The organism is Microbacterium sp. NPDC079176 (genome assembly GCF_040686675.1).
GTDB lineage: Bacteria > Actinomycetota > Actinomycetes > Actinomycetales > Microbacteriaceae > Microbacterium.
Genome location: NZ_JBFBLM010000001.1, coordinates 588,589 through 613,702, shown reverse-complemented (window position 1 = coordinate 613,702; position 25,114 = coordinate 588,589). Strand labels below are relative to the sequence as shown.

At 68.0% G+C, this 25,114-nt stretch carries 25 protein-coding genes and 3 tRNA genes; 10 read left to right on the top strand and 18 right to left on the bottom strand.

Features of this window, described 5'->3' with window-relative positions:
• Nucleotides 1-28: 28 nt before the first annotated feature.
• The 3 genes from AB0P11_RS02940 to AB0P11_RS02930 all read right to left on the bottom strand — a co-directional run bounded on the left by AB0P11_RS02940 (nt 29) and on the right by AB0P11_RS02930 (nt 2,556).
• A complete protein-coding gene (locus AB0P11_RS02940) occupies nt 29-769 on the bottom strand; it encodes a hypothetical protein (protein WP_053098738.1) in 741 nt (246 codons plus the stop codon).
• 52 nt (nt 770-821) lie between these two features.
• Nucleotides 822-2,282 (bottom strand): cardiolipin synthase, encoded by a 1,461-nt coding sequence (gene cls, locus AB0P11_RS02935; protein WP_053098737.1) that lies wholly within the window; start codon nt 2,280-2,282, stop codon nt 822-824.
• A 100-nt stretch (nt 2,283-2,382) separates the two neighbouring features.
• On the bottom strand, nt 2,383-2,556 hold the full coding sequence (locus tag AB0P11_RS02930; RefSeq protein WP_171821981.1) for a hypothetical protein: 174 nt from the start codon (nt 2,554-2,556) through the stop codon (nt 2,383-2,385).
• 120 nt (nt 2,557-2,676) lie between these two features.
• Here AB0P11_RS02930 and AB0P11_RS02925 point away from each other — a divergent pair, with 120 nt between their 5' ends.
• Entirely contained in the window at nt 2,677-3,795 is a 1,119-nt protein-coding gene (locus AB0P11_RS02925) for a DUF4192 family protein (RefSeq protein ID WP_363519588.1), read from the top strand.
• Here AB0P11_RS02925 and lysS read toward each other — a convergent pair.
• A complete protein-coding gene (gene lysS, locus AB0P11_RS02920) occupies nt 3,788-5,314 on the bottom strand; it encodes a lysine--tRNA ligase (RefSeq protein ID WP_053098735.1) in 1,527 nt (508 codons plus the stop codon). The genes AB0P11_RS02925 and lysS overlap by 8 nt on opposite strands.
• An 80-nt stretch (nt 5,315-5,394) precedes the next feature.
• Between lysS and AB0P11_RS02915 the strand changes: the two genes are divergently transcribed.
• Complete coding sequence (locus AB0P11_RS02915) at nt 5,395-7,236, top strand: DUF2207 domain-containing protein (RefSeq protein WP_363519585.1); 1,842 nt, start codon at nt 5,395-5,397, stop codon at nt 7,234-7,236.
• Nucleotides 7,237-7,238: 2 nt separating this feature from the next.
• Here the strand turns inward: AB0P11_RS02915 and AB0P11_RS02910 are convergent, their stop codons facing one another.
• The 10 genes from AB0P11_RS02910 to hpt form a co-directional block, all read right to left on the bottom strand.
• The gene (locus AB0P11_RS02910; protein ID WP_363519582.1) at nt 7,239-7,943 is read right to left on the bottom strand and encodes a DUF2520 domain-containing protein; all 705 of its coding nucleotides are present in this window, start codon (nt 7,941-7,943) and stop codon (nt 7,239-7,241) included.
• A complete protein-coding gene (locus AB0P11_RS02905; RefSeq protein ID WP_363519579.1) occupies nt 7,936-9,840 on the bottom strand; it encodes a PH domain-containing protein in 1,905 nt (634 codons plus the stop codon). The genes AB0P11_RS02910 and AB0P11_RS02905 overlap by 8 nt, the downstream gene beginning before the upstream one ends.
• A complete protein-coding gene (locus AB0P11_RS02900; protein WP_363519576.1) occupies nt 9,837-10,433 on the bottom strand; it encodes a PH domain-containing protein in 597 nt (198 codons plus the stop codon). The genes AB0P11_RS02905 and AB0P11_RS02900 overlap by 4 nt, the downstream gene beginning before the upstream one ends.
• Complete coding sequence (locus AB0P11_RS02895) at nt 10,369-10,866, bottom strand: DUF3180 domain-containing protein (RefSeq protein ID WP_230100982.1); 498 nt, start codon at nt 10,864-10,866, stop codon at nt 10,369-10,371. Before AB0P11_RS02895 ends, AB0P11_RS02900 begins: the two co-directional genes overlap by 65 nt.
• On the bottom strand, nt 10,863-11,402 hold the full coding sequence (gene folK, locus AB0P11_RS02890) for a 2-amino-4-hydroxy-6-hydroxymethyldihydropteridine diphosphokinase (protein ID WP_053098730.1): 540 nt from the start codon (nt 11,400-11,402) through the stop codon (nt 10,863-10,865). The genes AB0P11_RS02895 and folK overlap by 4 nt, the downstream gene beginning before the upstream one ends.
• On the bottom strand, nt 11,399-11,791 hold the full coding sequence (folB, locus tag AB0P11_RS02885; protein WP_363519571.1) for a dihydroneopterin aldolase: 393 nt from the start codon (nt 11,789-11,791) through the stop codon (nt 11,399-11,401). Before folB ends, folK begins: the two co-directional genes overlap by 4 nt.
• 3 nt (nt 11,792-11,794) lie before the next feature.
• Nucleotides 11,795-12,595 carry a dihydropteroate synthase gene (folP, locus tag AB0P11_RS02880; RefSeq protein ID WP_285365292.1) on the bottom strand — a complete coding sequence of 267 codons (801 nt, stop codon included), beginning with the start codon at nt 12,593-12,595 and terminating at the stop codon, nt 11,795-11,797.
• Nucleotides 12,592-13,191 carry a GTP cyclohydrolase I gene (folE, locus tag AB0P11_RS02875; RefSeq protein WP_053098727.1) on the bottom strand — a complete coding sequence of 200 codons (600 nt, stop codon included), beginning with the start codon at nt 13,189-13,191 and terminating at the stop codon, nt 12,592-12,594. The genes folP and folE overlap by 4 nt, the downstream gene beginning before the upstream one ends.
• A 3-nt stretch (nt 13,192-13,194) precedes the next feature.
• Nucleotides 13,195-15,195, bottom strand: coding sequence for an ATP-dependent zinc metalloprotease FtsH (gene ftsH, locus AB0P11_RS02870; protein WP_056276765.1), 2,001 nt, complete (start codon nt 15,193-15,195; stop codon nt 13,195-13,197).
• Between the two features lie 81 nt (nt 15,196-15,276).
• Complete coding sequence (hpt, locus tag AB0P11_RS02865; RefSeq protein ID WP_053098725.1) at nt 15,277-15,828, bottom strand: hypoxanthine phosphoribosyltransferase; 552 nt, start codon at nt 15,826-15,828, stop codon at nt 15,277-15,279.
• A 137-nt stretch (nt 15,829-15,965) separates the two neighbouring features.
• On the opposite strand from hpt, the gene AB0P11_RS02860 reads away from it, so the two are divergent.
• Entirely contained in the window at nt 15,966-16,556 is a 591-nt protein-coding gene (locus AB0P11_RS02860) for a DUF937 domain-containing protein (protein ID WP_230100979.1), read from the top strand.
• 93 nt (nt 16,557-16,649) lie between these two features.
• Here AB0P11_RS02860 and tilS read toward each other — a convergent pair whose 3' ends face one another.
• Nucleotides 16,650-17,636: a tRNA lysidine(34) synthetase TilS gene (gene tilS / locus AB0P11_RS02855; protein WP_363519565.1), complete on the bottom strand. Its 987-nt coding sequence runs from the start codon at nt 17,634-17,636 to the stop codon at nt 16,650-16,652.
• A 77-nt stretch (nt 17,637-17,713) separates the two neighbouring features.
• Between tilS and AB0P11_RS02850 the strand changes: the two genes are divergently transcribed.
• Nucleotides 17,714-18,370: a TMEM175 family protein gene (locus tag AB0P11_RS02850; protein WP_295100484.1), complete on the top strand. Its 657-nt coding sequence runs from the start codon at nt 17,714-17,716 to the stop codon at nt 18,368-18,370.
• Here the strand turns inward: AB0P11_RS02850 and AB0P11_RS02845 are convergent.
• Nucleotides 18,337-19,134, bottom strand: a complete 798-nt coding sequence (locus AB0P11_RS02845) for a 3-hydroxybutyrate dehydrogenase (protein WP_363519561.1) — start codon at nt 19,132-19,134, stop codon at nt 18,337-18,339. The genes AB0P11_RS02850 and AB0P11_RS02845 overlap by 34 nt on opposite strands.
• The gene (locus tag AB0P11_RS02840; protein WP_056276751.1) at nt 19,131-20,510 is read right to left on the bottom strand and encodes an MFS transporter; all 1,380 of its coding nucleotides are present in this window, start codon (nt 20,508-20,510) and stop codon (nt 19,131-19,133) included. Before AB0P11_RS02840 ends, AB0P11_RS02845 begins: the two co-directional genes overlap by 4 nt.
• Before the next feature lie 111 nt (nt 20,511-20,621).
• On the opposite strand from AB0P11_RS02840, the gene AB0P11_RS02835 reads away from it, so the two are divergent.
• Nucleotides 20,622-21,593, top strand: a complete 972-nt coding sequence (locus tag AB0P11_RS02835) for a LysR family transcriptional regulator (RefSeq protein WP_363519557.1) — start codon at nt 20,622-20,624, stop codon at nt 21,591-21,593.
• Nucleotides 21,594-21,661: 68 nt separating this feature from the next.
• On the top strand, nt 21,662-22,153 hold the full coding sequence (locus AB0P11_RS02830) for an inorganic diphosphatase (protein WP_053098719.1): 492 nt from the start codon (nt 21,662-21,664) through the stop codon (nt 22,151-22,153).
• Between the two features lie 68 nt (nt 22,154-22,221).
• On the opposite strand, the gene AB0P11_RS02825 is transcribed toward AB0P11_RS02830, so the two are convergent.
• Complete coding sequence (locus AB0P11_RS02825) at nt 22,222-23,589, bottom strand: M23 family metallopeptidase (RefSeq protein ID WP_053098718.1); 1,368 nt, start codon at nt 23,587-23,589, stop codon at nt 22,222-22,224.
• Nucleotides 23,590-23,800: 211 nt separating this feature from the next.
• Here AB0P11_RS02825 and AB0P11_RS02820 point away from each other — a divergent pair.
• The 4 genes from AB0P11_RS02820 to AB0P11_RS02805 all read left to right on the top strand — a co-directional run bounded on the left by AB0P11_RS02820 (nt 23,801) and on the right by AB0P11_RS02805 (nt 25,004).
• Nucleotides 23,801-23,873 (top strand) — tRNA-Glu (locus AB0P11_RS02820).
• Nucleotides 23,874-23,902: 29 nt separating this feature from the next.
• A tRNA-Asp gene (locus AB0P11_RS02815) sits at nt 23,903-23,976 on the top strand.
• 70 nt (nt 23,977-24,046) lie between these two features.
• A tRNA-Phe gene (locus AB0P11_RS02810) sits at nt 24,047-24,119 on the top strand.
• A gap of 261 nt (nt 24,120-24,380) precedes the next feature.
• Nucleotides 24,381-25,004 (top strand): GntR family transcriptional regulator, encoded by a 624-nt coding sequence (locus tag AB0P11_RS02805; RefSeq protein ID WP_082586498.1) that lies wholly within the window; start codon nt 24,381-24,383, stop codon nt 25,002-25,004.
• Nucleotides 25,005-25,114: the final 110 nt, after the last annotated feature.

Below are 25,114 nucleotides of genomic sequence, written 5' to 3'. Positions count from 1 at the left end.
TCCACCGGGGCGCGCACTTCTTACAGCGTCAGCTGCGCACCTCGACCGTGCCGTCGAGGTTCCCGCCGACGAGCGTGAGGGTGAAGGCGTCATCATCGACGGCGTCCTCGCCGAATTCCAGGATCGTCGCGCGCGGTGCCATGTCCATGGTGCACACCTGATCGTCGTCGGTCGTGAAGGTCGCGGTGCCCGATGCACCAGATCCCTCGAGGCTCTCGACCACCGGGGGGCAGCCTGACGAGCCCCACGTGAGCAGCACCAGCGAGCCGTCATCGAACCAGCCGGCACTCGGCGCGTACTCCGTCGATGAGCCGGGGGTGCCGGTGAACGACGGGTCGCCGTCGAGCTCGACGTCGTCGACCATGTCGCCGTACGTCACCTGCAGAGTGATCTCCTTCGTCGGGTCGACTCCCTCGGGCAGTGCGCCGATGCTCGCGCGGGAGGCCAGGTCAGCGGTGCACGCCTTCTCGCCGTCCGTCTCTGACTCCGGCTCGACCAGCGTCACCGATACCGTCTGCCCCTCGGCCGTCACCGCGTCGACCTGGGGAATGCACGTCGAGGAGCCCCACGTCACCACGGCGAACATGCGGCCGTCGTCGAGCAGCGTGCCTTCGACGTCGTCCGAATCGTCGGTGCTCTGCCCGGGCCCGCTCGACGGGTTCGAGGTCGCCTGCGATCCTGTGGCCCCGGGGCCGATCGTGCACCCCGCGATCAGCAGCAGAGCGGCCAGGGACGAGAGAGCGGCGACGACACGCGACGGGGAAGCCATGCACACAGGGTACCGGCCGCGGTCTGCCGAAAGCACCCCCCCTATCGGCGCCCTATTGCAGCGCCGAGGTGAGACGGGCGAGGTTGTCGAGGACTGTCGACCGGAGCGGCTGCTGCATCCACTCCTCGAGAGTGAGCTCCCGGCTGAGCGAGCGGTAGACGTCTTCGACCGCGCGCATCTCGAGGACGAACTCCTCGCCGCGGACGAGCATCGACACCTCGAGGTTCAGACCGAACGAGCGCATGTCCATATTGCTCGAGCCGATCACGGCGACCTGGTCGTCGATGGTCAGACTCTTCGTGTGCAGGATGTACGGCTTGCGATACATCCAGATCCGCACCCCGGCCTTCAGCAGCGCCTCGTAGTAGCTGCGCTGGGCGTGGTAGACCATCGCCTGGTCGCCCTCTTCGGAGACGAACAGCTCGACCGCGACCCCTCGGTCGACCGCTGCGGTGACCGCGAGCAGCAGCGCTTCATCCGGCACGAAGTACGGGCTGACGATCATGATCTTCTCTTTTGCCGCGTAGAGCAGCCCGAGGAACAGACGCAGGTTGTTCTCGACCTCGAACCCCGGTCCCGACGGCACGACCTGGCAGTCCAGGTCGCCCGAGCCCGCCTCGGCGTGCGAGATGTCGATCTCCTGCAGCACCTCGTCGGTCTCGCTGTACCAGTCGCTGAGGAAGATGGCGTTCACGCTCAGCACGACGGGCCCGTCGATGCGGACCATGAGGTCGACCCAGTGCAGACCCCGCTTGATGTTCTTGGGAAGGTTGTAGGTCGAGTCGGTGACGTTCTGGGAGCCGAGGAACGCGACCTTGCCGTCGACCACGAGGAGCTTGCGGTGGTTGCGCAGGTCGGGCCGCTGCATGCGTCCCTTCAGCGGCTGCACCGGCAGCATCAGGTGCCAGTTCGCGCCCATCCGATTGAGCCGGGCGACGGTCTTCCGGTACTTCGGCTTCCACCTGTTCGCCCAGTGGTCCAGCAGCACGCGGACATGCACGCCGCGTTCTGCCACCTCTTCCATCGCGCGGAAGAAGTTGTCCGTCGACGCATCGGACTGGAGGATGTAGAACTCGATGTGGACGTAGTCCTGGGCCTTGCGGATCTCGTCGGCCATCGCGTCGAGCGAGTCCTGATAGTCCGCGATCAGATGCGCGCCGTTGTCGCCGGAGATCGGCAGCGCTCCGAGACGGTGGTTCATCTCGACGAGCGGGGGAAACCAGCTCGGCGCATTCGGGCGCAGGGTGCCGAAGTGCAGGTGCTCGCTCGTCTCGGCGATGTACTCGTTGATCTGATCCTGCTTGCGACGCCGCGCTCGCGGCAGCCGTGGATTTCCGATGAGCAGGAAGAGGAACACGCCGACGAACGGGATGAAGAAGACCGCGAGCAGCCAGGCCATCGCCGCCGTGGGACGCCGGTTGCGCGGGATGATGATGATCGCCGTGATGCGGATGGTCAGGTCGAGGGCGATCAGGAACGCCGCGGTCCACCAAGCCCAGATCTCGGGCGTCATCCCTCGTCCTCTCGGCCGCTCGGCACTTCGACGCCGGGCGCTTCAGTGGGCACCGATGACGGTGCGCTGGCTACACAGTAGCCGATGGTTCCGACGCCGCTCAGGAGCGCGGCGGCAGACCGCGTGCGGCCCGCTCCTCGGCTTCGATCCGTGCGTGCACCTTGCGTTCGGTGCGATCGAACCGCAGGATTCCGCGGAGCACGAAGAAGAACACGACGCTCACCCCGATGGTCGGGATGAGCGACCATGCGGCTGCGAGCCAGAAGTTCTCCATGGCTCCATGGTACGCGACTCACTACCCCACTGCTCCTCCACACTCGGGCGCAGAAGGGGGATAGACCATCGGCGCTGTGGAGACCGACCGCGAGCGTGCTCGTGCGATGAGACTCGCCGGATGACAACACTGCTCCGCGCTTCCGGCTCCGCTGAGTTCCTCAGCATCGTCCCCTCTCTCGCAGGCTTCACCCCGACTGAGAGCCTCGTCCTGCTGCCGTTCCGTGGCACCCGCACGTACGGCGCGATGCGACTCGACCTCCCCCGCAGCCACGACGACCTCGCCGACTACGCGGATGCCGCGGTCGGCCTCGTCTCGCGAGTCGAGCGGACGGATGCGGTCGCCCTCGTGGTCTATACGGATGACACCGTGCAGCGCACACGCGACGGGCTGGTGCTCCCCTTCGCCGTCGAGGTCGATGAAGTGCTGGGTCGGGCGGAGGACGCCGGACTGCGTATCGTCGATGCGCTCTGCGTGACCCCCGACGGGTGGTCGAGCTACCTCGACGGAGATCCGCAGGTCCGCAGTCTCGACCGCCGCGCACCCGAGGTGCCGGGTGTCGGTGACGTCTCCGGGGACCAGCTGTCCGGTGCTGCTCTTCCTGCGGCCGGCTTCGCCGACAAGGAGCGGGTGGGGCGCGCACTGCGTGACGTCAGCGGTCTCCTCGAACGAGGCGGCACACCTGGGGCGACGAGCACGGAGAACCCTCAGGCGATCGCGGCGCTCGTGCTCCTCGAGGACATCCCGGCCTTCTTCGAGTCCGTTCTGGCATCCCCGGACGATCTGCCGCCGTTCGCCACCGCGGCCCTCCTCTGGTGCCTCGATCGCCCGCTCTTCCGAGACGTCGCGCTGACCCAATGGGCGACCGATGCGCGCGGCGGCGAGCGCACGCTCCAGGCGCAGCTCGACTTCGCGGGCGCGACGACCAGGGTGCCCGACGACCTGGGCGATGTCTTCCTCGGCCGGGGACCCACTCCTGATCCGCAGCGACTCGCAGTCGCCCTCTCACTCGTCCGCACGGCTGCCGCTCTCGCCCCGCATGCGGCGAGACCCGCTCCGCTCACCGCTGCGGCATGGCTCTCGTGGGCACTCGGCCGCTCGAGCCATGCCGCGCAGTACCTCGATCTCGTGCGGGCGATCGATCCCGAGTACGGTCTTGCCGCGCTGCTCGCGTCGATGATCGACGCGGCGATGCTGCCGGAGTGGGCGTTCAGACGCGGCGCGACGCCCGTTATTTGACGAGGGGGAAGAGGATGGTCTCGCGGATGCCGAGCCCGGTGATCGCCATCAGCAGGCGATCGATGCCCATGCCCATGCCGCCGGACGGCGGCATGCCGTGCTCGAGCGCCCGCAGGAACTCCTCATCGACCGGCATCGCCTCGACGTCACCGCGGGCGGCGAGCTTCGCCTGCTCGACGAAGCGCTCGCGCTGGATGACGGGGTCGACGAGCTCGGAGTATCCGGTCGCCAGCTCGAACCCGCGGATGTACAGATCCCACTTCTCCACGACGCCCTCGATCGAGCGGTGCTCGCGAACGAGGGGCGAGGTGTCGACGGGGAAGTCCATGACGAAGGTCGGGCGCACGAGGTCGCCCTTCACGAAGTGCTCCCACAGCTCTTCGACGAGCTTGCCGTGCGTGGCCTGAGCGGGCAGGTCCACGCCGTTCGCCTCGGCGAAGGCGATCAGGTCCTCGACCGGATCGCTCGGGGTGATCGTGCGACCGGATGCCGCCGACAGCGACTCGTACATCGAGATGCGATCCCATTCGCCACCGAGGTCGTACTCGGTGCCGTCCGCCCAGGTGACCGTGGTCGAACCGGCGACCGCGATCGCCGCCTGCTGCACCAGCTCCTGCGTCAGCGCGGCCATCTGGTTGTAGTCGCCATAGGCCTGATAGGCCTCGAGCATCGCGAACTCGGGGCTGTGGGTCGAGTCTGCGCCCTCGTTGCGGAAGTTGCGGTTGATCTCGTACACCCGCTCGATGCCACCGACCACGGCACGCTTCAGGTACAGCTCGGGCGCGATCCGCAGGTAGAGCTCCGTGTCGAACGCGTTCGAATGGGTGACGAACGGGCGAGCGGATGCTCCACCGTGCTGCACCTGCAGCATCGGGGTCTCGACCTCGAGGTAGTCGTGGCTGCCGAACGTCGCTCGCAGGCTCGCGTTCACCGCCGCACGAGCGCGGACCGTCGTGCGCGCCTGCTCGCGGACGATCAGGTCGAGGTAGCGGCTGCGGACCCGGCCCTCTTCACTGAGCTCCGAGTACGCATTCGGGAGCGGCAGGATCGCCTTCGAGGCGATCGCCCACCCGTCGGCCATGATCGACAGCTCGCCGCGGCGGCTGGAGATCACCTCGCCGTGCACGAAGACGTGATCCCCGAGGTCGACGTACTCCTTCCAATCGGCGAGCGACTGCTCCCCGACGTTCGCGAGCGAGATCATCGCCTGGATCCGCGAGCCGTCGCCGGCCTGCAGCGTCGCGAAGCACAGCTTGCCCGTATTGCGACTGAACACCACACGACCTGCGACTCCGACGACGACGCCCGTCTCGGCACCCGCCTCGAGCTCGCCGTACTCGGCGCGCAGCGCCGGGATCTGGTGAGTCACCGGCACGCTGACAGGGAACGCTCCCCCGCCGGCATCCGCGCGGTTCGCGACCAGACGCTCGCGCTTCGCCAGGCGCACGGCCTTCTGCTCGTGGACGTCTTCTTCGGTGGCGGCGGTGGTCGTCTCGGGCGCGGCAGACGCGTCAGTCATTCGGGGCTCCTTGAAAGTCGTGTCCAGTTTACCGAGGTCCGACCCCTCACCCTGCGGTCGAGTCTGGGTAGCCTCGAAGCATGGCAGCCACCAGACTCGCCCGCACGCTCGTCACGATCGGTCTCACCGCCGCTGCACTGCTCGTGCCCACGACACCGGCAGCTGCAGCAGCAGCGGGACCCGCACCCGCCGCCGGCGCCTCGACCGCGATCCGCGCCGACGTGGACGACTTCTCCTACGCATCGTGGGATGCACGGTACGAGGTGGGTCTCGACGACGACGGCCGCTCGCACATGCACGTCACCGAGTCCCTCACGGCTCGATTCCCCGAGGTCGATCAGAACAAGGGGATCGTCCGCGGACTTCCGACGAGCTACGAGAACGCGTGGCTCGATGTGCGAGTGCTGTCGGTGACCGACGAGACCGGGGCCGACGTGCCCTACGAGACCGAGCAGGAGGACGGGCTGCTGCTGGTGCTCACCGGCGACGACGACTACGTGCGCGGACTCACGACCTACGTGATCGAATACGAGATGCGCGACGTGATCCTGGCGGCAGACTCCGGAGTCGACGAGTTCTACTGGGACCTCCTTCCTCTCGACAGCACGCAGCCCGTCGAGGACTTCCGTGCGGAGATCGTGTTCGACGAGACGATGACGGATCGGTTGACCGGCAACGCCCGCTGCTATACCGGCTACCAGGGATCGACGAACGAGTGCGACCTCGTCGCGTCGCCCGACGGCGCGCAGTTCGCTGTCGAGGCGAAAGAGCTCTCCCCCGGCGAGGGGATCACGATCGCCGTCGGATTCGACCCTGGCACCGCTGTGCAGCCATCGGCTCGGCAGCCCGATCCCGTGACCGACACCGTTCCCGCGATCGCGGCACTGGGCGGGCTCGGGCTCTCGGTCGGAAGCTGGATCGCCGTGTCGGCGTTCAAGAAGAAGCGACGCACATCCAGCGGCATCATCGTCGCGCAGTACGACGCGCCGGATTCGCTGCCGCCACTGCTGGCCGCCGGGATCGTGCCCGGCGCCAAAGACCCGATCCCCGCAGAGATCATCCACCTCGCGGTACGCGGCCTGCTGCGCATCGAGGAGGGCACCGACGTCGAGCAGCCACGGCTGCGACGCCTTCCGGGTGGGAGGATTCCTGACGAGCTCGACGCCCGGGCACTGGATGCGCTCTTCGTCGGCGCCGACGCCGCAGGAGTCGCCGAGGTTCCGAGTTCGAGCGAGGACTTCGCCGCTCGCATGAAGACGCTGTCGCAGAGCGGCATCGAGGCAGCGGTGTCAGGCGGCCTCACCACCAAGGCGCGCAGCAGGGGCGCGATGATCCTGCAGTGGTGTGCGATCGGCGTCGTGCTCGCAGGCTTCGCCCTCGGCCTCTGGGGGATCATCGGCGGACGTGTCACAGCGATTCCTGCGTTCGTCGCGATCGCGTTCGGTGTCTTCCTCGTTCTCCTGTCCTCCTTCTACGGCTTCTCGAAGCACACCGTCCTCACCGCCGAAGGCGCCCGACAGTACGAATACCTCATGGGCGTCAGAGAGTTCATCCGCGTCGCCGAAGCCGACCGACTCCGGATGCTCCAGTCGTACACGGGCGCCGAGAGGCGACAGGACGGCAGCGCGAACGTGATCGTCGTCTACGAGCGCCTGCTCCCCTACGCGATGCTGTTCGGCATGGAGAACGAATGGGGCGCCATTCTCGAGCAGGTGTACGCCTACGAGCAACGAGGCGCGTCGTGGATCGGGGATCCCAGCGCGCCCTTCGTCCGCGGTCAGCTCGTGGCGTTCGCTGCGACGTCGCACGCGTCCGCGACGTACGCGGCACCGAGTGCGAGCTCGTCGTCGAGCGCAGGCGGATCGTTCGGCGGCGGCTTCTCCGGCGGAGGCGGTGGAGGCGGCTTCTCGGGCGGTCGCTGACGTCAGAGCAGAGGGGGCGGCCCTGACGCATCGCGGAGCGCCCGTTCGACCGTCGACTGCACCAGGGCAGAGAGGTATCCCCCCGGGTTCTCGACGCCGAGTTCACCGAGGCGCGAGGTGGACTGCGCGATGATCGAGCGTGAGAACTCGGTGACGGTCTGGATCGCGTCGGCGTAGGCCTCCCGATCCGCCTCCGAGATCACGACCGGCTCGCATCCCATCTCGACTGCCAGAGCCTGTGCGATGGGAAGCACCGCCGCCGGAGCGGTGACCGCCGCATGGCTCGCCTGCAGCTGACGCAGATCGATCGACGTGCCCGTGAAGGTGATCGCCGGATGCACGGCGAGCGGGATCGCACCGCTCGAGGCCGCCGGTCGCAGCACCTCGATGCCGTGACCGGGGTCCGTGTGCAGCACGAGCTGGCCGAGCTGCCAGCCTCCGACCTCGGCGATGCCCGCGATCAGGCCCGCCAGCTGATCGTGAGGAACGGCCACCACGACCAGCTCGCTGCGACGCACGACCTCCAGCGCATCGAGGATCGGGACGTCCGGCAGCACCGCTGACGCACGGTCGTCGTCAGAGCCGCTCGTGATGCCGATGATCGCGTGTCCTGCTCCGGCGAGAGCCGCGCCGATGACCGGCCCCACTCGTCCCGCGCCGATGATGCCGACTCCGAGGCGCCCATCGCGGCGCGTCGGATCACTCACCGTTCGGAGCCGGCGCTGCGGGCGGGGCCGGAGGTACGGGCGGAGCGACAGGCGGAGCCGGAGGCACGACAGGCGGAGCCGGTGGCGCGACAGGCGGAGCCGGTGGCGCGACAGGCGGAGCCGGAGGAGGCAGCGGGGTCCCGGAGACGCCTGCAGCGGCATCCGCCCCGGCGACCGGGTACCCGGGAACCTGCGCTCCCTCGGCATCCGTCACGTATTCGCCCCACCGGTGGGTGTGATCGCGCGCGGCGGCGGCGACCGCTGCCGAGCTCACCCTGTCGAGCAGGTACAGCGCGTCATCGCGTTCGAGACCCGACAGATAGCCCGTGATGAGCCCCTGCACGGAGTGCACCTGCGCACCGGACACACGCTGCGCACGGTCGATCGGCCCCTGCGAGAGCGACACTCCCTGCAGCCGGGCGAGCGGGAAGATCGCCAGCTTGCGCCAGACGATGCCACGCCGGAGCAGGAGTCCGAACTCGGTCAACGCGAAGCCGTGACGCTTCCACGACACGGGCCTGCGCCACCATGCGCGCCGAGGCATCGTCCGGTACGGGTCGCCCTCGACCGGCCCGAGAATGCCGTGCTCCCACACGAGCGGGATGTCGGCGACCGGAGCATCGGGAAGGATCAGCGCGAGCACGCGTTCGACATCGGCGCGCTTGCCGACCGGCAGCACGACGCTGAACTGCTGCGCCGAACCTGACGACTGCTGAGCGGCGCTCTTGCCGCTCATGCGGTTGATCCTGACGGTCCACCAGCCGAACGGCCGCCACAGCAGCGACTGCGTGACCTCCACGGCGAAGATGCGTCCAGGCGGCAGCGTCTCGGTCACGGTCGTCAGCAGACCGTACGTGATCCGCACGCCGTCGGGCGTCGGGGCGATCGAGTAGCGCAGCGACTTCGAGATCTGCGCCCAGGTGATTCCGACGATCGCGATGATCATGGGGATCGCGATGCCCAGCGTGATCCCGAGACCGAGGAACCCGCCGATGGGGTCTCCGTCGATCAGCGAGCCGATCGCGACGCCGCCGACCGCGACCCCGAAGATGATCCCGAAGAAGATGAGCCAGAGGACGCTCGAGATGAGCTGGGAGCCGACGAGACGCCCCGTCGGGATCTTCACCACACTCTCGGGCTCGACGTCGGCGAGGTCGACGCCGCTGATCAGATCGTTGACGCCGGCGTTCATCGATCCGACGAGCTGTGCCCGTGCCGAACCGGGCGCGACCGTCCCCGAGCCTGCGGCGTCAGAGGAGCGCACGCCGGCCGCGGCGTCCGCAGCTGTGAGTCTGGCTGCGCGCGCACCCGAGGCGAGGCGCAGGATGTCGGTGCGCACCGCCTCTGCGCGCGGAGTCGCGAGGTACTCGAGCTCGACGTTGGAATCGGTGCCGGCACCGACGACCTCGAGCTTCGCGAGTCCGATGATGCGCGCGGGGAACGGACGGGTGAGGTTGACGCCCTGCACCCGGTCGAGCGGAGCGCGACGGTGCGAGCGGAAGACGATGCCCTTGCGGACCTCGACGTGGTCCCCCGTGATCCGGAACTGCTGGAAGCGCCAGATGAACCAGAAGATGAGCACGAGGACGACGACCAGTCCGAGCACGCTGAGCAGCACGATGACGATGAGGTTGTTCTGCAGCACCCAGTCGACGGGGTCGCCGCCGCTGTAGTCGTACTGCGCCTCTTCGGGGGTGAAGAGGTCGACGAACCAGGCGATCAGACGGTCGCGAAGGTTGGCGATCGCGATGCCCGCGATGATGATGAGGGCCAGCCCGCCCTTGAAGAGCGGGGTGAGCGGATGCATCCGATGCCACTCGCCGTCGGCGAGGGTCTCGCGCCCGGTGGCCGCGCTGGGCCGCTCTCCCGTCGGTGCCGGCGGCTGGTGCTCGCTCACAGGCCCGTCCGGCGAGTCTCGGCAACCTCGATCAGGGTGTCCCGCAGCGCTTCTGCCGCCGCCTGGGTGAGCCCGGGGATCTGCACTCCGGTCGTCGCGGCGGCGGTGACCATCTTCAGCTGGGAGATGCCGAACGCGCGATCCAGCGGCCCCTGGGTGATGTCGACGAGCTGCATACGTCCGTAGGGCACGGCGATCATGCGCTGCCAGAGGATGCCCTTGCGGAAGACGATGTCGTCTTCGCGGAGCATGTATCCGATGGCCCTCGCCTGCCTCGGCAGGATGACCATGGTGATCAGCGTGATGAGCACGACGACACCCGCCGGGATCCACGCCCAGGTCTGATGCAGCACGAGCGCGAGAACCGCCGCGACCGCGAGGACGACGGCGATGAAGATCAGGTTCTGCACGTTCTGCGAGACCACGTAGCGAGGTGAGATCTGATGCCAGGTCCCGTCGAGCTCGAGTCTCGCCTCGCTGCGCGCGGTGCGCAGCTGCGGGTACGTGCCCTGGTCGAGGGCCGCGCGGTCAGTGACCTCCGCCGAGTTCAGCGGGGCCGGGATCCCCGGCTCGATCTCTGGGTTCTGAGTCATCAGGATCCTTCGGAAGTATGCAGAACTGTTCGGCGATGAGCGCGGCGACGGCCAGCACGACCGCGCTTCCGATCAGTGCCAGCATCGCCACAGTCGACCCTACCGGGGGATCGATCGGCCGGGAGAGGAGGAACGCCAAGAGGCCCGCTCCGAACCCCGCCATGATCGCCCCGACGAGACTGGACGCGCGGGCCAGCGTCACCGCGCGCGTCGCACGGAACGGATCGATGCGGACGCCGTTGCGAACACTCGCGCGCACGGGCCAGGCGACGCCCAGCGAGGCTGCGCTGATGAGCAGGAGCAGCACGGGCAGCAGCAACGACGGCGTGAAGGTCGTGCGGCCCATCGCCGTCAGCATGTGGTCGAGGACGAAGCCCCCGCCGGCGGCGAGCACGGCGAGGAGCACGAGGAGTCCGATCGAGGTGCGCTTCATCGCTGCTCCCGGCGTCGCAGATCCGCGACGAGGTCGGCGACCCGACCCGCACCGGGAAGCACTGCGTCGCGATCGAGTTCGAGCCACGGCTCGAGGACGAACAACCTCTCGAACGCACGGGGATGCGGCAGCTGCAGTCCGTCACCCTCCGCCGACTCGTCACCGTAGGCGATCAGGTCGAGGTCGAGTGTCCGATCGCCCCATCTCTCCAGGCGCTCGCGGCCGTACTCGTCTTCGATCGCGTGCAGCATGCCGAGCAGGATCGACGGAGCGAGGCGGGTGGTGACCAGGGCGACCGCGTTCACATACCCCGGGGCGTCTGGATCCGGCCCGTCGAGCCGCAGCGCGACGGTTTCGATCAACGAGGACAACCGCACGTCTCTGACCAGCGGCAGTCGCGAGATGCGCTCGGCGGCGGCGCGGATCGTGCCTTCGCGATCACCGAGATTCGCGCCGAAGGCGACGACCGCGACGGCATCCTCGCGCCCGGGTCGTGGGCCCGGGAGACTCGGCGGGTTCGCCAGATTGCGACTCATCGCGACTCCTCGTCGGCGAACTGCTGTCGCGCCCGGTGCACGGTGACGGCGACGTCCGAGAAGGTCAGGGCGATCGGAGCATGCGGCTTGTGCACCGTGACGGTGACGGAGTGCACCCGGGCGTCGGCGAGCGCGACAGCCGCGATGCGATCGGCGAGCGTCTCGATGAGGTTCACCGGCTCGCCCGCGACGACCTCTGCGACTCTCTCGGCGAGCTCTCCGTAGTGCACCGTGTCGGCCACGTCGTCCGACGACGCCGCATCGTCCAGCGGCATCCGAAGGCGCAGATCGATCGTGAACTCCTGACCGTTCTCCCGCTCGTGGTCGTACACGCCGTGCCGACCGAACACGGTCAGTCCGGTGAGGACGATCTCGTCGAGGACATCCATGGTTCATCCCTCCCAGGCATGCACGATGGCCAGCGCATCGCGGGTGGCACCGACATCGTGGACTCTGACGGCCCAGACTCCGGCGCGGGCGGCGAGGGCGCTCGTGACCGCTGTCGCGAGGTCGCGACGCGCCTCGGACACCGCCGCAGGGTCGGCGCCGATGGTCTCCGCGAGGAACCTCTTCCGGGAGGTGCCCACGAGCACGCGTGGCCCCAGCGCGACGATCTCGTCGAGGCCGCGGAGGACGCCCCAGTTCTGGCCGCCCTTCTTCGAGAATCCGATCCCCGGGTCGACGATCAGGCGCGACGGCGCGATTCCCGCAGCCGCGGCCTCGCCCATGCGCTCGCGCAGCTCTCCCGCGACCTCGCGGGCGGCACGACGATACTCGGCGTGCTCGTACATGTCAGCGGAGAAACCACGCCAGTGGCCGATCGCATAGTCCGCGCCGGACTCGGCGACGGCAGCCAGCATGTCGGGGTCGGCGAGCCCGCCGGAGACGTCGTTGACGATCCGAGCGCCCGCTCGGACGGCCGCCGCCGCAGTCGACGCGTTGATGGTGTCGATGCTCACAGGCGCGCCCTCAGCGACGAGTCGCTCGATCACGGGGAGCACGCGCTCCTGCTCGATCTCCGCCCCCACGCGCTCGGCTCCCGGCCTCGTCGACTCGCCGCCGACGTCGAGCACGGTTGCTCCCTCGGTCCGCAGCCGCAGGCCGTGTTCGACGGCCCGATCCACGTCGAGATACCGACCGCCGTCGCTGAACGAGTCGGGCGTGACGTTGACGATCCCCCAGATCCCCGTCATGCGTGCCCCGCGCTCGGGGCGCCGATCAGCGCGATGAGCTCCGCCCTCGCGATCGGGTCCGTGTACTCGCCGCGGGCGGCGATGGTCAGCGTGGACGCCTCCGGCTGCCGTCCTCCGCGCATCGTCACACAGCCGTGGCTGGCATCCAGCACGACGAGCACTCCGCGGGTGTCGAGGTGCTCCGCGATGGTGTCGGCGATCTGCTCGCCGAGTCGTTCCTGCACCTGGGGGCGGGTGGCGAGGATCTCGACGACGCGCACGAGCGCGCCCAGCCCGACCACCTGCTCGCCCGGAAGGTAGGCGATGTGCGCGCGCCCCGCGAACGGCAGCAGGTGGTGCTCGCACACCGACCGGAATCGGATGTCCCGCAGCAGCACGGCCCCCGAGGGGAGCGTGTCGGGTGCGGGACCCCGGGCGACGCTGATCGTGTGCGCGAGAGGCGCTGCGGGGTCTTCGCCGACCCCGGCGAAGAACTCCGCATACAGATCGCCCATCCGCGTCGGCGTCTGCTTCAGCCCGGGACGGTCAGGGTCTTCGCCGATCGCCTCGAGCAGTTCCCTGGTGAGTCGCTCGACACGCGCGCGGTCGACAGACACGGGTCAGGCCGTCGCTGGTCGAGCCTGACCGGCTCCCGCCGATCCTGGCTGTGTGCGCGGAGCCGACGCCGGCGCCTGGATCGAAGCAGCCAGCGAGACGTCCTTCTTCGGGACCTCGATCGGGGGACGCTCCGAGACGGGGCGGTCTTCGCTCGAGAGCCACAGCGGACGTTCGGGGAGCTTCTTCACCTCGGTGAAGATCTCGGCGATCTGATTGTGGTCCAGCGTCTCCTCCTCGAGGAGGGCCAGAGCGAGCCTGTCGAGGATGTCGCGGTTGGCGCTGATGACCTCGTACGCCTCGTTGTGCGCCTGCTCGATGAGTGCGCGCACCTCGGCATCCACCCGCTCCGCGACCTTCTCGGAGTACTCGCGGCCACGGCCCATGTCGCGCGCGACGAACATGTCGCCACCCTCGGAACCGAGCTTGACCGGACCCACCTGGGTGGTCATGCCGTACTCGATGACCATCTTGCGGGCGATCGAGGTCGCCTTCTCGATGTCGTTCGAGGCACCGGTGGTCGGGTCGTGGAAGATGATCTCCTCGGCGACGCGGCCACCCATCGCGTACGTGAGCTGATCCTGCAGCTCGTTGCGCGTGACGGAGTACTTGTCGTCGAGCGGCAGCACCATCGTGTAGCCGAGGGCCTTGCCGCGAGGCAGGATCGTGATCTTCGTCACAGGGTCGGTGTAGTTCATCGCCGCAGCTGCGAGAGCGTGACCGCCCTCGTGATACGCGGTGATGAGCTTCTCCTTGTCCTTCATCACGCGGGTGCGACGCTGAGGGCCGGCGATCACACGGTCGATGGCCTCGTCGAGCGCACGGTTGTCGACCAGCTGCGCATTCGAGCGGGCGGTCAGCAGCGCGGCCTCATTGAGGACATTCGCGAGATCGGCACCCGTGAATCCGGGAGTCTTGCGGGCGACGACCTCGAGGTCGACGCTCTTCGACAGCGGCTTGCCCTTGCTGTGCACCTCGAGGATCTTCTGGCGGCCGCGGAGGTCAGGGGCGTCGACGCCTATCTGGCGGTCGAAGCGGCCCGGACGCAGCAGCGCGGGGTCGAGGATGTCGGGACGGTTCGTCGCGGCGATCACGATGACGTTCGCGTTCGGGTCGAAGCCGTCCATCTCGACGAGCATCTGGTTGAGCGTCTGCTCGCGCTCGTCGTTTCCGCCGCCCATGCCGGCACCGCGGTGACGACCGACGGCGTCGATCTCATCGATGAAGATGATGGCGGGAGAGTTCTCCTTCGCCACGTTGAACAGGTCGCGCACTCGCGATGCGCCGACACCGACGAACATCTCGACGAAGTCGGAACCCGAGATCGAGTAGAACGGGGCTCCCGCCTCGCCGGCGACCGCGCGGGCGAGCAGCGTCTTTCCGGTTCCGGGAGGGCCGTACAGCAGCACGCCCTTCGGGATGCGGGCGCCGATGGCCTGGAACTTGGCCGGGTCCTGCAGGAACTCCTTGATCTCGTGGAGCTCCTCGATCGCCTCATCCGCACCGGCGACGTCGGCGAAGGTGACGGTCGGGGTCTCCTTGTTGACGAGCTTGGCCTTGGACTTGCCGAACTGCATGACCTTGCCGCCGCCGCCCTGCATCGACGACAGGAGCCACCAGAACAGCAGGCCGAGCAGCACGAGAGGAAGAAGAAGGGAGAGGATGCCGTCGAACCAGGTCGCACGCGGAACGGCATCGTTGAAGCCGTCCTTCGGGTCGGCGTCGTTGATCGCCGTGACCACTTCTTCGGCCCGGGCGTCGACGTAGTAGAACTGCACCTTGTCCGCGCCCTCGAAGGCCTTGGACAGGGTCATGTCGACCCGCTGGTCGCCGTCGGTGTTGACGACCTCGGTCACCGTCTTGCCGCCGAGCAGCTCGAGACCCTCCTGGGTCGTGATCTGCTTGGGGGCGCCGAGGTTCGAGATCAGCAGGAAGCCGCCGAACAGCAGCAGTCCGATCAGAGCGACGTAGATCAGCGGGTTCCGCGTGAGCTTCTTGACATCCATGGTCGGATCAGCGTATCGCGCGCGCCCTAGGTGGCCGCTGTGCGTTCACCCACGGCGTAGCGGGTGCGCCGGAGCGTCCGCTCAGCTGTAGACGTGCGGGGCCAGCACGGCCACATCGCGCAGGTTGCGGTAGCGCTCGTCGTAGTCGAGGCCGTAGCCGACCACGAAGTCGGTCGGGATGTCGAAGCCGACGTACTTGCAGTCGATGACCACCTTCGCGGCCTCGGGCTTGCGGAGGAGGGCGAGCACCTCGATGGACTCCGCGCCGCGCGACTCGAAGTTCTCGAGCAGCCAGCTGAGGGTCAGACCCGAGTCGATGATGTCCTCGACGATCAGCACGTGCTTGCCGTTCAGGTCCGTGTCGAGGTCCTTGCGAATCTGCACGACACCACTCGACTTGGTGCTCGCACCGTAGCTCGAGACGGCCATCCAGTCCATCGGAGCGTGGAACGGAAGTGCGCGGGCGAAGTCGGCCATGACCATGACCGCGCCCTTGAGCACGCCGACGAGGATGATCTCCTTGCCCTCGTAATCGATCGCCACCTGGGCCGCGAGCTCATCGAGCTTCGCGATGATCTCCTCCTCTGTGACGAGGATCTGAGCAAGGTCGTCCTGGATCTCCGCGGCGCGCATGGATCGATTTTAGGCGACGCATCACCATGGTCCTGCACAGCATCCGCAGATCGTCGACCAGAATTCCGGATGCGCGCCGGCATCCCCACTACTCTGACGGTGTGACGGGCGGACGCCCCGGACGGAAGGATTCACCCATGGCTCTCGACGACATCCTGAAGCAGGTCCCGATCGACGACATCGCCGCGAAGCTCGGAGTCTCCCCCGACGTCGCCAAGGAGGCGGTCGAACAGGGCGGAGCGGTGCTGCTCGGCGGCCTCGCCAAGAACGCCTCGACCGCTGAGGGCTCCTCCGCGATCGAGAACGCGCTCAAGCGCCACGAGGGACGGACCGGTGCGGCGAAGGTCGACGACATCGATCAGACCGACGGCGGCAAGATCGTCTCGCACATCCTCGGCGACGACGAGCAGAAGGTCACCCAGAAGCTCACCGAGTCGAAGGAGACCGCCGGCATCGACTTCGGCAAGCTCCTTCCGATCCTCGCTCCGATCGTGATGGGCCTGATCGCGAACGCCACCAAGGACAAGTCCGCGAAGTCCGCGCCTGCAGAGTCGCAGTCGGGCGGCGGCGGAATCGGTGACGTCATCGGCGGCATCCTCGGCGGCGGCGGCTCCACGGGCGGCGGCGGAATCGGAGACATCCTCGGCGGCATCCTCGGCGGCGGAAGCTCGTCCGGCGGCGGCGGAATCGGAGACATCCTCGGCGGCCTGCTGGGCGGAAAGAAGTAGCCCCGCCAGCCTGCTGGACGACACCCCTGCGGCCCCCTCCTGAGGAGGAGACCGCGGGGGTTCTCCGTCTCTGCGAGGGTGGGATGCCGCGGCTCAGCGCGCGGTGAACACGATGCGACCGCCCGCTCGAGCCGCCGAGCACCCCGGCAGATCGATGGGCCCCTGACCCGACCAGTCGATCGCCAGACGAGCGACCTCGAGGGTCTGCGATCGGGTCAGGCTCACGCCGAACTCGCTGTCGACCACGAGTCGGATGATGCGGTTGCGGAGAGCGGCGGGGTTCGCGGCGAGTGCGGGGACGCTCACGGAGATCCCCGCCTCGGCGTGCTCGACGATGTCCTCGATCGTCTCGTGGATCATCTCGTCGAACGCCTCGGCGTCTTCGCGCAGCTGCTCGGCGGTGCGCGCGAGCGCCTCGGCGATGCCGGGGCCGAGCTCGGTCTCGAGCACCGGAAGGACCCGGTCGCGCACCCGCACCCGGGCGAACCGATCCTCTGTGTTGTGCGGGTCGTCCCAGACCTCGAGATCGGATTCCGCGCAGAACGCTCGTGTGGTCTCGCGCCGCACCCCGAGCATCGGGCGCACCCAGCGCAGTCCGTCATCGTCCTCTCGCACGGGAGCCATCCCCTGCAGGCTCGCGGCGCCGGATCCGCGTGCGAGACCGAGCAGCACCGTCTCGGCCTGGTCGTCGAGCGTATGCCCGAGGATCACGGCCGCCGCACCGGCATCCGTCGCGGCGTCCTTCAGCACCCGGTACCGCGCGTCTCGCGCCGCTGCCTCAGGGCCTCCGTCAGCGCCGACCTCCACGCGCACGACCAGCGCGTCGAGCCCCAGCGCGGCCGCCGCTCTCGCAGCGCGCGCGGCGACGGCATCCGACCCGTTCTGCAGCCCATGGTCGACGGTGAGCGTGCCCACCCGAAGCCCGAGCTTGGGCGCCTCGAAAGCGGTCGCCGCGGCGAGCGCGAGGGAGTCCGCTCCCCCGGAGAGAGCGACGACGACTGTCGACCCCTCGGGCAGATCGGCGAGCGCGGTGCGCACGGCGAGGCGGATCTCGGCGATGACGGGAGAGAGCGACGGCACAGACCAACGGTAGATCACGGGGACGGATCACCGCACAGCGCTCGCGCTCGACGGGCATCGCGCTCTAGCCTGGCGCCGTGACGGATCACGTGCTGCGGTTCAGGACCGAACGATTCAAGGCGTTCGTCGACGCGGTCGTCGCCATCGCGATGACGCTGCTGATCCTGCCGCTGATGGAGTCCGTGTCCGAGGCCGCCGCCGGAGGTCTGGGCACCGCCGAGTTCTTGCAGGAGCATGCAGGACAGCTGCTGAGCTTCGGGCTGAGTTTCGTCCTCATCGCCAATTTCTGGATGGGGCACCACCGACAGTACGACGAGGTCACGCGGATCACGAGACCGCTTCTCTGGCTCAACGTGGCCTGGATGGCGACGATCGTCTGGCTGCCGGTGCCTACGGCGATGCTCGGTCAGATGGACACCGACCCGCTGCAGGTGGTCCTCTACATCGGCACGCTCATCGCCACGCAGATCACCACGCTCGGCGCGCGCATCTATCTGCTGCGGCACCCTGACCTGACGAAGACGCCGCCCTCACGCATCCGTCACGGTGCCGCCGCCGACATCGCCTCGATCCTGCTCTCGGCGGTGGCGATGCTGCTGGCGATCAGCCTCGGAGGGGTGGGGTACCTCGCCCTGCTGCTGCTCTGGCTCACCGGACCTCTGTCATCGCTCCTGGATCGGCTCTGGACGCGGATCGTTCCTCATCGCGCCGACCAGCCGCCGTCCATCGCATAGCTCGCCCCGGTGACCATCGACGCCTCGTCGCTCGCCAGCCAGGCGACCAGCGATGCCACCTCGTCGGGCTCGATCAGGCGCTTGATCGCGCTTTCGGTCAGCATGATCTTCGCCAGCACCTCGGCTTCAGGGATGCCGTGCACACGCGCCTGGTCGGACAGCTGCTTCTCGACCAGCGCCGTGCGCACGTAGCCGGGGTTGACGCAGTTGCTGGTGAGGCCGTGCTCCCCTCCTTCGAGCGCGGTGGCCTTCGACAGTCCCTCCAGCCCGTGCTTGGCCGCGACGTAGGCGGACTTGTAGGGCGATGCGCGCAGTCCGTGCACCGATGAGACGTTCACGATCCGGCCGAACCCGTTCGCGTACATCTCCGGCAGAGCCGCGCGGATCAGCAGGAACGGAACCTCCAACATGAGGGTCACGATCCGTCGGAAGTCCTCGGGATCGAAATCCTGGATCGGGCTGATGTGCTGGATCCCGGCGTTGTTCACCAGGATGTCGACACCGGCCAGCACGTCGGCCAGCCGGTCGTCGGTGACGGCGGCCGGCTCCAGCAGATCGACCACCCAGCTCGAGCCTCCGACCTCGGCCGCGGCGGCCTCGCACTGCGCGCGATCCTTGTCTGCGACCACGACATGAGCGCCACGCGCGGCCAATGCTCGCACGACCGCCAGGCCGATCCCGCTGGCGCCTCCCGTCACCAGGGCTCGGCGGCCGCTCAGCGACAGACCGGCCGCATCCGGCCGCTCGATGCTTCGCTCGGTCATGCCGCGCTCACCCGGGGAGTGTTCAGCCCGTGCTTGCGTGCATCCGCGTCATCGATGTCGTGCAGGGACACCCCGCGGGTCTCCTTGAGGGTGACCACCGCAACCGCGGTGACGGCGCAAGCTGCCGCGACGTAGATCGCCACCGGCAGCCACGAGCCGAAGTCCTGCAGCAGGGCCGTGGCGATGATCGGCGCGAGCGAGCCCGCGACGATCGAGGTGACCTGGTACCCCAGGGAGACGCCGGAATAGCGCATGCGGGTCGGGAACATCTCGGCCATGATCGCCGGCTGCCCCGCATACATGAGCGCGTGGAAGCACAGACCGATCGTGACCGCCGCGATGATCACGAACGGGTTCTGGGTGTCGAACATCGGGAATGCGAAGAACGCCCAGCTGGCTCCGAGCACCGCGCCGGCGAGGTAGACGGGCTTGCGTCCCCAGGCGTCCGAGAGCCGGCCGACCTGCGGGATCACGACGAAGTGGATGGCGTGCGCGACCAGAAGCGCCAGCAGCAGCTGACTCGTGTCGTAGGCGTGCACCGTCTTCAGGTACACGATCGTGAACGAGACGATGATGTAGTACAGGATGTTCTCCGCGAAGCGCAGGCCCATGGCTCCGAAGATGCCGCGCGGGTACTTGCGCACGACCTCGAGCACTCCGTAGCTCACGGCCTTGTCGGCCTCGACCTGTGCGCGGGCCTCGAGGAAGATGGGCGCCTCGCTGACGTGCCGGCGGATGTAATAGCCGATGACGACGACGATCGCCGAGACCCAGAACGCCACGCGCCATCCCCAGCTCAGGAACTGGTCGGCGGGAAGCGCCCAGGACATGCCGAGCAGCACCAGGGTCGCCAGCAGGTTGCCCACCGGGACGGCGGCCTGGGGCCAGCTCGACCAGAACGCGCGAGACCTGTCGGGGCTCTGCTCGGCGACCAGCAGCACGGCACCGCCCCATTCACCGCCGACGGCGAACCCCTGGATGAATCGCAGGAGCACGAGCAGCGCCGGCGCCCAGTAGCCGATCGAATCGAAGCCGGGCAGGCACCCCATCAGGAACGTCGCGACCCCGACGAGGATGATGGTGATCTGCAGGGTGTGCTTGCGGCCGAGCTTGTCGCCGATCTGGCCGAACACGATGCCGCCGAGCGGACGGGCGATGAATCCGACCGCGTAGGTCAGGAATGCGGCGATGATGCCGTCGAGCTCGGTGCCGGCGTTGGGGAAGAAGAAGGTGCCGAAGACGAGCGATGCGGCGGTGGCGTAGAGGAAGAACTCGTACCACTCCACCACCGTGCCCACCATCGAGGCGGCCACGATCTTCTTCAGCCCGGATGTTCGGGTCTCGACCTGCGAGTCGACCGGTTGCTCGACGCCCATGAATGCACTCCTTCGTGTTCTGCAGCGTCCTCGTCGACGGCTGCCTGGCGGGCCGGTATCCCGTCTGCGGGCGGCCTCCGCCAGTATGTGCATGCCCGGCTCTGTGCGCCAATGACCAGTCGAGCAGAGACGGAGTGCACAATTGCAGATGTGACATCTTCCCCGAGTACCTCCGAGCCGCACGCCGACGATCTCCTCATCCTTCTCGCCGTGTCGCGCACCGGTCGCTACACGACTGCCGGCCAGAGCCTGGGTCTGAATCACACGACAGTCTCGCGACGCATCGCCGCATTGGAGAGAGTCCTGGGCGGGCGGGTCCTCGCCCGCAGCTCGGGAGGGTGGGAGCTGACAGACCTCGGGCGTCGGGCGGTGCGCGCCGCCGAGGACGTGGAGACGGCGGTGGCGACGATCCATGAAGGAGAAGCCGAGTCCGATCAGATAGCCGGGGTCGTGCGGATCTCCGCCACCGACGGGTTCAGTGCGTTCGTCATCGCGCCCGCGGTCGCGCAGCTGCGGCGAAAGTATCCGAGACTCAGCGTCGAGATCGTCAACGTCACCCGGCGGGCTCTGCAGTACCGTTCCGGGCTGGACTTGGAAGTGGTGGTCGGAGAACCGCAGGTGCACCGCGCCGAGGCCATCCGACTCGGCTTCTACACCTTGGGCATGTACGCGTCGCACGGGTACCTGGACGAGCACGGGACGCCCGCCGATTCCCATGAGCTGAGCAGGCATCCGCTGGTCTACTTCGTCGATTCGATGCTCCAGGTCGACGATCTGGATGCTCCTCGACGACTCGTGCCGGGGATGCCGGATTCGCTCAGCTCGACCAACGTCTTCGTCCATGTCGAGGCCACACGCGCCGGCGCGGGGATCGGCTTCCTTCCGTGCTTCCTGGCCGACGGCCACGCCGATCTGGTGCGGCTCCTCCCCGACGACTTCGCCGAGCGCCTGCCCTACTGGATGGTGCTGCGTCCGGACTCGCTGCGCCAGCCCGCGGTCGCCGCGGTGGCTGCCGCCATCCGCGACCGCACGGCGGCCGTCCAGGATGCACTGCTCGGCATCGCCCCGGCCGCCGAACGCTGACAGCACCCGTCGACGGCCCGGCTAGGCTAGTGCGCGGCATCCAACCGTCATTTCTGAGGAGCACACGCATGGGCGCACACGACGCCGTCATCGAGATCCCGCGCGGCAGCCGCGTGAAGTACGAGGTCGACCACGAGACCGGACGAGTGCACCTCGACCGCGTGCTCTACACGACCTTCGGGTACCCCGCCGACTACGGCTACTTCGACAACACCCTCGGCGAGGACGGCGACCCGCTCGACGTTCTCGTGCTCCTCGACCACGCCATCTACCCCGGCGTCGTCGTCGAGGTGCGCCCGGTCGCCGTGCTCAAGATGAGCGACGAGGCCGGCGGAGACGACAAGCTCGTCGCCGTGCTGTCGAAGGACCCCCGTTGGGCCCACATCCAGGACATCGGCGACGTCGCCGAGTACACCAAGAAGGAGATCGAGCACTTCTTCGAGCACTACAAGGACCTCGAGCCCAACAAGTGGGTCAAGGTCGACGCATGGGGCGACGCCGCAGAGGCGCAGCGCATCCTCGACGAGGCGATCGTCCGCTTCGGCGAGCAGGGTCACTGACCCCAGGCTCCGACGAGAAGACCCCCGGTTCCGCTCAGCGGCCGGGGGTCTTCTCGTCGTGGTCGTTCTCAGACCGAGACGCCGCGATCTGCGAGGAACGTGATCGGGTTGGTGTACGCGCCGTTGATGTACACCTCGAAGTGCAGGTGGCAGCCGACGGATGCTCCGGTGTTGCCCGCGTAGGCGATGACCTGACCGGAGTTGACCCATGACCCGCTGCGGACGGCGAAGCCGCCGTCCCTGATGTGGGCATAGCCGGAGGAGACTCCCCCACCGTGCTGGATGCGGATGTAGTTGCCGTAGTTGCCGCGCGGACCGGCGTAGTCGACGGTTCCGGACTGCGCCGCATAGATCGCCGCGCCGCACCCGTTCGCGAGGTCGACGCCGTAGTGGTAGCCGGAGCAGGCTGCGCAGGGCTTGGGCCGGGGGCCGAATCCGGCGCTCCGGTGTCCTCCGTGCGGTCGAACCCAGCCGCCGGAACCCGGCGAGCCGCCGACGCCTCCGCCGCCACCTCCTCCGCCGCCGTTGCCTGCGGCGGCTGCCGCGGCCTCGGCCGCTTCGCGACGCTTGCGCTCCTCCTCCGCGACGCGCACGCCCTCCTTGTACCCGGCCACGGTCGTCGCCGTGGCGTCTTTCAGGGCTGAGAGCTGTGCCTGCATCGTCGCGAGGTTCGCCGACTGCTCGTCGAGCGCAGCCTGAGCGGCGTCCGCAGCGGCCTGAGCCTCGATCATCTTCTGCTCGGCGATCTGCTGCAGGCGATCGCGCTCCGTGCGGGCGACGACAGCCTGATCGGTGAGCTGCTGGGCCGAGTTGCGGGCAGCGACCGCGTTGTCGTGCACCGTCTGGTTGTACTGATAGACCTTGTCCATCGTGCCGAGACGCGAGAGCAGCTGGTCGGCGTTGTCGGCCGAGCCGGCGAAGAACAGCTCGAGGGCGGTGTCGTCGCCGCCGTTGCGATACAGCTGCGCCGCGAGCTGGGCCGCCTTCTTCGTGGCGTCATCGGCGGCGACGGCCTGCTCATCGGCCTTCGACTGGAGCTCCTCCGCGACGGCGATGGCGTCGAAGTAGGCGAGCTGCGCGGCGTTGTACTCCTCGCCCGCGAGCACGGCCTTGGCCTGCGCATCCGCCACCCGCTGCTTGAGCGACTGGATGAGTCCCTCGATGCGCGTGACCTCCGCTGCCTTCGCGGACTCGTTGTTCATGGCGTTCTGCACGTCGTCCCAGCTGGGGTACGAGGCTGCGTACGCGGCGGTCACTCCTGAGGAGACGCCGAAGGCGCTGAGGGCGACGACGCTGAGCGCGCCGAACGTGAGGGCGCTGCGACGGGTGACCGAACGGTCCTTCCAGAACGCGCGGCTCTCCGCAGGGGTCGGCGCGCAGCCGCAGTCGTCGGACGCCGCCGCAGCAGCATCCGACGTGGAGTGATGGTCGTTCACACGGCCCCTTTCGCCGGTTTCACAGATGCCACACTAACAACTTCTTTCACATCCGCACCAGGGGGCGGACAGCGGGAGAGGGCACAGCGATGTGAGTCCATCGTCCTCCTGAACACGCCCGGGAGACAGCAGGCTCGCCCTCGATTCGCGTTTTGCTCAGATCTTCCCTTATGCTTGAGCGTCGGCAAGGAAGTCCTCCGGGACAGACTTCGGCCCCATCGTTTAGCGGCCTAGGACGCCGCCCTTTCACGGCGGTAGCACGGGTTCGAATCCCGTTGGGGTCACTCCTTCCGGTACAATTGAAAACAAGTATGGCCCTGTAGCGCAGTTGGTTAGCGTGCCGCCCTGTCACGGCGGAGGTCGCGGGTTCAAGTCCCGTCAGGGTCGCTCTAAGCGACGGGCCCTTTTCTTCGAGAAGGGCCTTTCGTCTAGATGCGACAGGTCTAGCCGGTCGCATGGCTCTGTAGCTCAGTTGGTAGAGCGCACGACTGAAAATCGTGAGGTCACGGGATCGACGCCCGTCGGAGCCACAGGGTGATCATTACAGTCACCTTAGGAACCCTCGCCTAGCTTCTACATGGCGGGGGTTTCCGCTTTTTCCGGTGAGAGTCGGTGTCTGCTCCGCTCCCCTGGGCTGCTGGTTCTGTGCTTGTCGTCACGCGCACCAGCCACGAGACGACACGTCTCGGGACGACCGTCTCGATGCGTCGAGCAGGTGCACGGGCCGCAGGTCAAACACGCATCTGCTCGGCGGACAGCCGCGCCATACCTATGCGCCGTAATATACCGATATGGGACCTGAACTGCCCGTTGTGCCTGGGGCGCAGCGGAACCTCGGAGCTGAAGAGCTCTTTCGTCGACTCGCGACGTCGATCGCCGACGGCACCTACGCGCCGGGCGCGAAACTGAGCGACAAGGCGATCGCAGACGATCTGGGAGTCACCCGCACCCCCGTCCGAGAGGCCGTGCAGCGACTGGCGCGCGCCGGGCTGATGGAGGTCCACGCGAACCGCTACTCGATGGTCACCGACATCACCGACGAGCGGTCCCGCATCACCCGCGAGTTCGCCGCCTCTCAGGGCGGGGAGATCATCCGTGAGGCCGCGCTTGCGCTGTCCGAGGCGGATCTCGCCATCGCGTGCGAACTGATCGCCGACGCCATCCAGTCCGTCGAGACGGGCGAGGGATGGATCGAAGCCCATGTGGAGCTCTTCGAGTTCCTCACCGACCGCGCGCTCAACGATCTCTATCGACTCATGCTGAGCGACTTCTGGTATCTCGTGTTCCGCGACCTTTACCTCGGCGAGCCCCGGGTGGACACGAAGGAATCGCTCGAGGAGCTCGAGTCCGCGATGCGCGCCCGCAGCGCAAACGCCGGCGTGAAGGCCGTGCAGAGGATGCTCCGCCTGAAGTAGCGGCCACCCCCGAGGGAGTTGGTTCCGGTCCCCCGCGCCCGAACGGGGGGGACCGGAGCAGTCGATGAGAAGGTCCGCAAGCGCACCCACCCCCATGTGGGCGCTCAAGA